A 7,222-nucleotide genomic window follows, 5' to 3' on the forward strand; every position below is an offset into this window, starting at 1 on the left:
CTTCCGCCGTGGCGACGGCGCCGATCCCGGACTTGGGTGAAGTACCAAAAAAAAGGGCCGGCAAGGCCGGCCCGGAGTCAACAAGAAGGGAAGGACGCGGGCTTAGTAGTACAGCCCGTACAGCACGTCCAGGATCAGGCCGGTGGCCGCCGCGACCAGCACCACGTCGCGGTCCACGCGCACCCAGTGGTAGCCGTAGGGCGGCGGCGGCAGGCGGTAGTGGCGGTAGTCCACGTAGTACGGGCGGCCGTAGTAGGCCGGCGGCAGGCGGTGGCCCACCTGCCAGCGGTAGCTGCGGTAGCCCGACGGGTAGACGTAGCGCGGCGCGCGGTAGCGGTATTCCGGACGCCAGTGGTAGCCGCTCCAGCGGCGGTCGTCGTGGCGCGAATAGCGGTGGCGGTAGTCGTCCCGGCGGTCGTGGCGCCAGTCGCGGCGATCGTCCCGCCAGTCGCGGCGGTCGTCACGCCAGTCGCGGCGGTCGTCACGGCGCTCGGCGCGCCAGTCCTGGCGGTGGTCGCGGCGGTCCTCGCGGATCTCGCGGCGGTCTTCGCGCCAGTCGTGGCGGTCGTCGCGGCGCTCGGCGCGCCATTCGCGGCGGTCATCGCGGCGATCCTGGCGATCGTCACGACGGTCCTCGCGGCGCTCCTCGCGATCCTCGCGCCAGGGACCCTTGCCACCCTGCGTGGCGTAGGAGCCGCCCACGCTGCGCTTGTCGTCGTCGGCGAACGCCGGCACGGCGGTGGCGCCGGCCAGGAGCAGGGTCATCGAAGCCAGCATCAACTTTTTCATTTCGGGTCCCTCGGGGTTCGGGCGTGGCGGCGGTTGCCGTCCACGGGGCCGATACTTGGGCCGGGGCACTGAATTCGCGTTGAATCCGCCGTTTCGACCATGTGAACGTTTGCGGCCATTCAGCCCGGTGCGGCGGCCGCGCGGGCTCGGCTAGAATCCGCGCAGGCCCCTCACCACCGATATCGCCATGCCCTCCTTCGACGTCGTCTCGGAAGTCGACAAGCACGAACTCACCAACGCCGTGGACACCGCCAACCGCGAACTCGGCAACCGCTTCGACTTCAAGGGCCAGGACGCCAGCTTCGAGCTGGACGGCTTCGTGGTCACCCAGAAGGCGCCCAGCGATTTCCAGCTCAAGCAGATGCTCGACATCCTGCGCGGCCGGCTGGTGGCCCGCGGCATCGACATCCGCTGCCTGGACGTGGCCGAGCCCGAGGTGAACCTGGCCCAGGCGCGCCAGAAGGTCACCATCAAGCAGGGCATCGAGCAGAAGCTGGCCAAGAAGATCGTGGCCACGCTGAAGGAAGCCAAGCTCAAGGTCGAGGCGCAGATCAACGGCGACAAGCTGCGCGTCAGCGGCAAGAAGCGCGACGACCTGCAGGACGCCATCGCCCTGCTCAAGAAATCCGACTTCGAGATCCCGCTGCAGTTCGACAACTTCCGCGACTGAGCGCGCGGCGCATTGCGTCGCCGCAACCGTAGGAGCGGCTTCAGCCGCGACCGATTTTCGCGAAGGGCGGTCGCGGCTGAAGCCGCTCCTACAAGGGCACGTTCGGCGAAAAGAGGGTGGCGCGGTCGGCCTCGCCCAGGAGGCGCCACTGCCCCGCCGGCAGCTCGCCCAGGCCCAGCCCGCCCAGCGTGTGGCGGTGCAGGGTTTCCACGTGGTTGCCCACCGCGGCGAACATGCGCCGGATCTGGTGGTAGCGGCCCTCCACCAGGGTGATGCGCGCCCGGCGCGGGCCCAGGGCCTCGAAGCCGGCCGGCGCCAGCGGCGTCTTTTCCGATTCCAGCATCAGCGTGCCGCTGCCGAACACCGCGGCCTCGTCGCCGCGCAGGTCGTTGGCCAGCGTGGCCTCGTACACCTTGGGCAGGTGCGACTTCGGCGACGTGATCCGGTGCAGCAGCGCGCCGTCGTCGGTCATCAGCAGCAGGCCCGAGGTGTCGCGGTCGAGCCGGCCCACGGTGGACAGGATCGGGTCGCGCAGGCGGAAGCGCGGCGGCAGCAGGTCGTACACCACGCGGCCCGGGTCCTTGGTGGAGCAGGTGTAGCCCACCGGCTTGTGCAGCATCAGCAACAGGCCCTGCGGCGGGTCCAGCGGTTCGCCGTCCACGCGCACGTCGGCATGCGCCACCGCGTCGTCGGCGTACAGCACCTCGCCCGCGGGGTCGGTGACGCGGCCCTCGCGGAACATCAGCGCCACCTGCTTGCGGCTGCCATAACCCAGGTTGGCGATCAGCTTGACCAGTTTCATGCCTTTCCCTTCACCGCTTCGATCACCTTGAAGCCGTCGGCGTCGGCCACCTTGCGCACGCTGGAAAAACCCTCCGCCAGCGCCTGCTCGTAGGCCAGGTGGCGGTTGGCCACCAGCCACAGCCGCCCGCCCGGCCGCAGCGCGGCGCCCGCGGCGGCGATGAAGGCGCGGCCCAGCTCGGGCTGGTCGGCGCGGCCCTGGTGGAAGGGCGGGTTGCTGACGATGAAGTCGTAGCGGCCCGGCAGGCCGGTGGTGACGTCATGCCAGTGGAAGCCGGGCGCGATCCGCGCGCCGGCCAGGTTCTCGCGGGCCAGCGCCAGCGCGCGCGCTTCGGCCTCGAACAGGTCGAGCGCGGTGACGCCCGGGCAGCGCGCCAGCACTTCGCCCGACAGGTAACCCCAGCCCGCGCCCAGGTCGGCCCCGTGGCCGGCCAGGTCGGCCGGCAGGTGCGCCGCCAGCAGCGCCGAGGCGGCGTCGATGCGGTCCCAGGCGAACAGGCCGGGCCGGCTGCGGAAGCGGCCGCCCAGGATGGGCCGCGGCGCGTCCAGCGCCCGCCATTCCTCCAGCAGCGCGCGATCCACCGCGTCGCCCAGCGGCGCGGTCCAGACGGCGCGGCAGTGGTTCTTGCTGAGCACGTGCACGGGGCCGGCCAGGCGTTCCAGGTCGTCCTGCAGCGAACGCCCGCCCTCCTTGTTCGGGGCGCAGGCCAGCACCACGCCGCCGCGGCGCGCCTGCGCCACCGCCCGCGCCAGCAGCGCGCGCGATTCCTCGCGCTGGCGCGTGGGCAGCACCAGCACCAGCGGGAACTGGCCGCCGTTGGCGTCCGACACCGCGAAGCCTTCCTTCGCCAGCACGTCGGCCCAGGGCTTGAAGCCCTGCTCGCACACCGGCCGGTGCACGCGCGCGGCGTTGAGCGCCTCGCCGGCGCGCGCCCGCAGGAACAGGGTTTCGCCGGGCGCGGGCCAGGCCAGCGCGCCGCTGTCGAGCGGCAGGAACAGGGTGTCGAGCGCGGGGTCGGGGTGGCCGTGCGGCACGGTCGGTCCCAGGAAGCGAGGGGCCCCGAGTTTAGCGCGGCGGGCTCAGCCGCCGACGGCGACGCGGTCGCGGCCGTCGGCCTTGGCGGCGTAGAGCGCCGCGTCCACCGCGCGGTAGAGGCCGTCGGCATCGCCGTGGCGCACGGGGTCGAAGCCGCCCACGCCGATGCTCACGGTCACCGGCAGGCGCTGGCCTTCGACATCGAGCAGGCCGCTCGCCAGCGCATGGCGGAAGGCTTCGGCGGCCTGGCGCGCCTCGGGCTCGGGGCCGTCGAAGAGCACGCCGAACTCTTCGCCGCCCAGCCGCGCCAGCAGCGCGCGCGGCGGCGGGAAGGCGCGCTGCAGGCGGTCGGCGATCGCCTTCAGGCAGGCGTCGCCGACGGCATGGCCATGGCGGTCGTTGACGTGCTTGAAGTGGTCGATGTCGAGGATGAGCAGCGTGAAACCCGGCCCGCCCTGCCCGGCCGCCTGCGCCAGCGCGTCGAGCCGGGCGGTGAAGTGGCGGCGGTTGTGCACGCCGGTCAGCGCATCGGTGCGGCTCAGGCCTTCATAGAGGTCGCGCTGCTGGCGCAGGGCCAGGTCGAGGTCCAGGCGGCGGCGGTATTCGGCGTGCGTGCGCAGCAGCGCGCCGACCAGGTACAGCGCGTAGAAGCTCATCGCCACCGCCAGCGCGCGCTGCGAGGGCTGGCTCCACAGCAGCGCCAGCGCCGGCAGGAACAACGCGCCGGCGCCCACGGCCGCGAAGCTGCGCACGGTGGTGTAGACGTTCACGAACACGGTGGCGTAGCCGATGGTGGCGATCAGCGACACCATGCGCACCTGCTCGCTGAAGCGCGGGTCGAGCAGCATCCAGCCCTGCACGCCCGACCAGGCCAGCGGCGCCAGCGGCAGCACCCAGGCGTAGTGGCGTAGCCAGCGGCGGTTGGCGTCGGCGTCCTCGGGTGGCGGCGGCCGCAGGCGCAGGCGCAGCACGCCCAGCAGCAGGAAGCCGCCCGCCATGGCCAGGGTGGGCATGGGCGCGAAGTCCTGCGCACCGGCCAGCCAGGCCACCACGGCCCAGCCGAACAGGTAGAGGAACCCGGCGAACTTGGAGCGGTCGTAGGTGTCGCGGACGACCTGGGAAAGGCGCCAGGCGCGCAGTTCTTCCCGCCCTGCGAGGGCAGGCGTGGTCTTCACGCGGTGGCGGGCGCGGCGGGCATCGCGCCGCCACAGTCCGACAGGCCGCCGCGCCAGTCAAGCCGCGGGGGCGGGCACGCGACGGCGGTTCGCGGTGGCCGGGTTGCGCAGCACGGCCGGCAGGTAATAGGCCAGCAGTTCGGCCGCCTGTTGGCGCGCGGCCGCGTCGGGGAGCAGGGACTGCGCGTCGGCCTGCCAGCCGGCGATGCAGCCGGCCTCCGGCGTATCGCTGGCCGCGCAGTCGAGCAGTCGCCCGAACGCCTTGCGCCACGCGGCGAACCCGGCGCGGTCCATCGGCGCGCCATGGCCGGGCACCAGGCGCGTGAAGGGCGTCGCTTCGAGCCGGTCGAGCGCGGCGCGCCAGCGTTCCGGGCAGGCGGTGTCGAAGAAGGGGGCGGGCAAGGTGACCAGGTCGCCGGCGGCCAGCACGCCGCTGGCGGCATCGAACACCCACAGGTCGCCCTCGGTGGCGGCCGCGGCGAAACCGACGCGGAATTCGCGGCCGCCCACCACCAGCACGGTGTCGCCGCGCAGCTTGCGGTCGGGGCGCAGCGCATCGCCCCGTTCGATGCGCGCCAGTTCGGCGCGCCAGTCGGCGGCCGCGGCTGCGCCGGGTTCGCGCGCCAGCAGCATGCGCAGCTGCGCCGCATAGTCGGCGAGGAACCCGCCGAGCGCGCCGTCGATGGCCGGGCTGGCATAAACGCGCAGGTCCGGCGCGGCGGCGCGCAGCGCCGGGTTGCCGCCGACGTGGTCCAGGTGCCAATGGGTATTGAGCAGCGCGCGCAGGGGCCGGCCGGCCGCCGCCGCGAGCACGGCGCGGGCGTGCGCGGGGTGCCGTCCGCTGTCCACCACCAGCCAGCCGCCGGGCGTTTCGAACAGCACGGAGTTGCCGTCGGGCTGGCGCGGTGGCGCGTACGTGCCTTGCACCCAGTGCACGCCGGGCGCGAGCGCGGTGGCGAACGCGGGCGCCGATAGCCACGACAACAGCAGCAGCCAGAAGCAGGGGCGGACCATCGGGCAACTCCCGTGAATGCCCCACGCTCGCGCGCGTCAGGCGCTGATGCAATAGGCCATCGGTCAGGCGCCACGGCGGCGTCCTGCTGCCGGATAATCGGCCTCCCCCCGCGGAGACGACGATGCCCGCCTTCCTGCTGCTTGCCGCCACCCTTGCCGCCGCGCCGGCCGACACCGCGCCGATCGAATGCGGCGCCTGCGCCGAGTGGAACCAGCCGCAGGCGCCGTTCCGGCTGCACGGCGACAGCTGGTACGTGGGCACCAAGGGGCTGAGCGCGGTGCTGGTGGCCACGCCGGAGGGCCTGGTGCTGATCGACGGGGCACTGCCGCAATCGGCGCCGCTGATCGCCGCCAACGTCGCCGCGCTGGGCTTCGACCTCCGCGACGTGCGCTTCCTGCTCAATTCGCACGCGCACTTCGACCACGCCGGCGGCCTGGCCGCGCTGCAGCGTTTGAGCGGCGCGCCGGTGCTCACCACGAGCGCGGGCGCCCGGGCCATGCGCCGCGGCGCCACCACCCACGACGACCCGCAGGCCGGCTTCGGCGACAAGGCCAACGGCTATCCGCCCATTGCCGTCATCCAGGTCATCGAAGACGGCGGCAGCGTGTCGGTGGGCGACGTGGTGTTCCGCATGCACGCCAGCCCGGGCCACACGCCCGGCGGCACCACCTGGACCTGGCGCAGCTGCGAAGGCGGCGACTGCCGCGACCTGGTCTACGCCGACAGTCTCACCGCCGTCTCCGCGCCCGGCTTCCGCTTCAGCGACGACCCGCCGCGCGTGGCCGAATTCCGCGCCACCATCGCCCGCGTCGCCGCCCTGCCCTGCGACCTGGTGGTGTCGGCGCACCCGGGCTTCTCGGGCCTGTTCGACAAGCTGGCCGAGCGCGAGGCCGACCCGTCTCGCAACGCCCTGCTCGACCCGAAGGCCTGCCAGGCCTACGCCCAGGCCGGCGAAGACTGGCTGGCCCGCCGCCTGGCCGAAGAGGCCGCGGCCACGCCGGGCGACTGAGCCCGGCTCAACCCACCGGCCGCTGCGCCGCCAGCAGCGCGCGCAGTTCGGCCAGCTTGGCCTTCACCCGCACCGCGTGGTCGGGGCCCAGGCGCCACAGCGCCTTGTGGCCGATGGAGGCCTGCTCCAGCCGCGGGTCGGCGAACTCCCAGCGCGGCTTGCCCTCGGCCGGCACCAGGGCCAGCGGGCCGGGCAGCTCGGGCGCGGCCAGCAGGTGGTCGATCACTTCCACCAGGCGGTCGTTGAAGGCGCGGTCGGGCGGGCCCACTTCCCGCCAGGCCTGCTGGAACAGCGGGTAGAAGCGCACGTAGGCCGACACCAGCCGGCGCGAGTCGAGCGCTTCGAAGGTCTTCACCGCGGCGTCGTAGCGGGCGAAGTTGGCCGCGTCGAGATAGCGGCCGCCGCCCGATTCCGCCACCACCAGGGTGCCGGCCACCGGCCGCGCCACGTAGGCCTGGCGCGGGATCTCGCGGCGCGGCAGGTGGTCGATCGTGGTCACCAGGCGCTGCACCAGGAATTCCGGCACCAGCCAGGTGGCCAGGTCGCCGCCTTCCACCAGCGCCGACAGCGCGGCCCAGGCGCTGGCGTCGCTGTCTTCGAGCGCCGGCAGCGGCTCGGTGGGTTCGCCGGGCAGCACCGGCACCTGTTCGATCGGGTGCTCCGCGGGGGTCGGCACCGGGGCTTCGGCCACGGGCGCCGGCGCGGGCGCCACCGCCGGGGCGGGCGC

At 73.5% G+C, this 7,222-nt stretch carries 8 protein-coding genes; 2 read left to right on the forward strand and 6 right to left on the reverse strand.

What is annotated here, in order from left to right:
* Positions 1-102: 102 nt before the first annotated feature.
* Complete coding sequence (locus tag N790_RS03050; protein ID WP_211251940.1) at positions 103-789, reverse strand: RcnB family protein; 687 nt, start codon at positions 787-789, stop codon at positions 103-105.
* Between the two features lie 187 nt (positions 790-976).
* Here N790_RS03050 and N790_RS03055 point away from each other — a divergent pair, with 187 nt between their 5' ends.
* Positions 977-1,459, forward strand: coding sequence for a YajQ family cyclic di-GMP-binding protein (locus N790_RS03055; RefSeq protein WP_043800574.1), 483 nt, complete (start codon positions 977-979; stop codon positions 1,457-1,459).
* Positions 1,460-1,547: 88 nt separating this feature from the next.
* Here the strand turns inward: N790_RS03055 and N790_RS03060 are convergent, their stop codons facing one another.
* From N790_RS03060 to N790_RS03075, 4 genes are read right to left on the reverse strand one after another with little or no spacing between them, the layout of a single operon-like run.
* Complete coding sequence (locus tag N790_RS03060) at positions 1,548-2,261, reverse strand: pseudouridine synthase (protein ID WP_043800576.1); 714 nt, start codon at positions 2,259-2,261, stop codon at positions 1,548-1,550.
* The gene (locus tag N790_RS03065; protein ID WP_043800579.1) at positions 2,258-3,295 is read right to left on the reverse strand and encodes a class I SAM-dependent methyltransferase; all 1,038 of its coding nucleotides are present in this window, start codon (positions 3,293-3,295) and stop codon (positions 2,258-2,260) included. Before N790_RS03065 ends, N790_RS03060 begins: the two co-directional genes overlap by 4 nt.
* 45 nt (positions 3,296-3,340) lie before the next feature.
* The gene (locus N790_RS03070; protein WP_052385650.1) at positions 3,341-4,471 is read right to left on the reverse strand and encodes a GGDEF domain-containing protein; all 1,131 of its coding nucleotides are present in this window, start codon (positions 4,469-4,471) and stop codon (positions 3,341-3,343) included.
* Positions 4,472-4,528: 57 nt separating this feature from the next.
* Positions 4,529-5,485, reverse strand: coding sequence for an MBL fold metallo-hydrolase (locus tag N790_RS03075; protein ID WP_043800581.1), 957 nt, complete (start codon positions 5,483-5,485; stop codon positions 4,529-4,531).
* Positions 5,486-5,607: 122 nt separating this feature from the next.
* Between N790_RS03075 and bla the strand changes: the two genes are divergently transcribed.
* The gene (gene bla / locus N790_RS03080; protein ID WP_043800584.1) at positions 5,608-6,495 is read left to right on the forward strand and encodes a subclass B3 metallo-beta-lactamase; all 888 of its coding nucleotides are present in this window, start codon (positions 5,608-5,610) and stop codon (positions 6,493-6,495) included.
* A 7-nt stretch (positions 6,496-6,502) separates the two neighbouring features.
* Here bla and N790_RS03085 read toward each other — a convergent pair.
* Positions 6,503-7,222 (reverse strand): DUF3014 domain-containing protein (locus tag N790_RS03085; RefSeq protein WP_043800591.1); only part of this gene is annotated, 720 nt, incomplete at its 5' end.

Origin of the sequence: Arenimonas malthae CC-JY-1, from assembly GCF_000747075.1 — a bacterium.
GTDB lineage: Bacteria > Pseudomonadota > Gammaproteobacteria > Xanthomonadales > Xanthomonadaceae > Arenimonas > Arenimonas malthae.

Coding starts and splice junctions, on each gene's coding strand:
- N790_RS03075 (WP_043800581.1), bottom strand. CDS start 5,485: ATGGTCCGCCCCTGCTTCTGGCTGCTGCTGTTGTCGTGGCTATCGGCG.
- N790_RS03050 (WP_211251940.1), bottom strand. CDS start 789: ATGAAAAAGTTGATGCTGGCTTCGATGACCCTGCTCCTGGCCGGCGCC.
- N790_RS03060 (WP_043800576.1), bottom strand. CDS start 2,261: ATGAAACTGGTCAAGCTGATCGCCAACCTGGGTTATGGCAGCCGCAAG.
- N790_RS03055 (WP_043800574.1), top strand. CDS start 977: ATGCCCTCCTTCGACGTCGTCTCGGAAGTCGACAAGCACGAACTCACC.
- bla (WP_043800584.1), top strand. CDS start 5,608: ATGCCCGCCTTCCTGCTGCTTGCCGCCACCCTTGCCGCCGCGCCGGCC.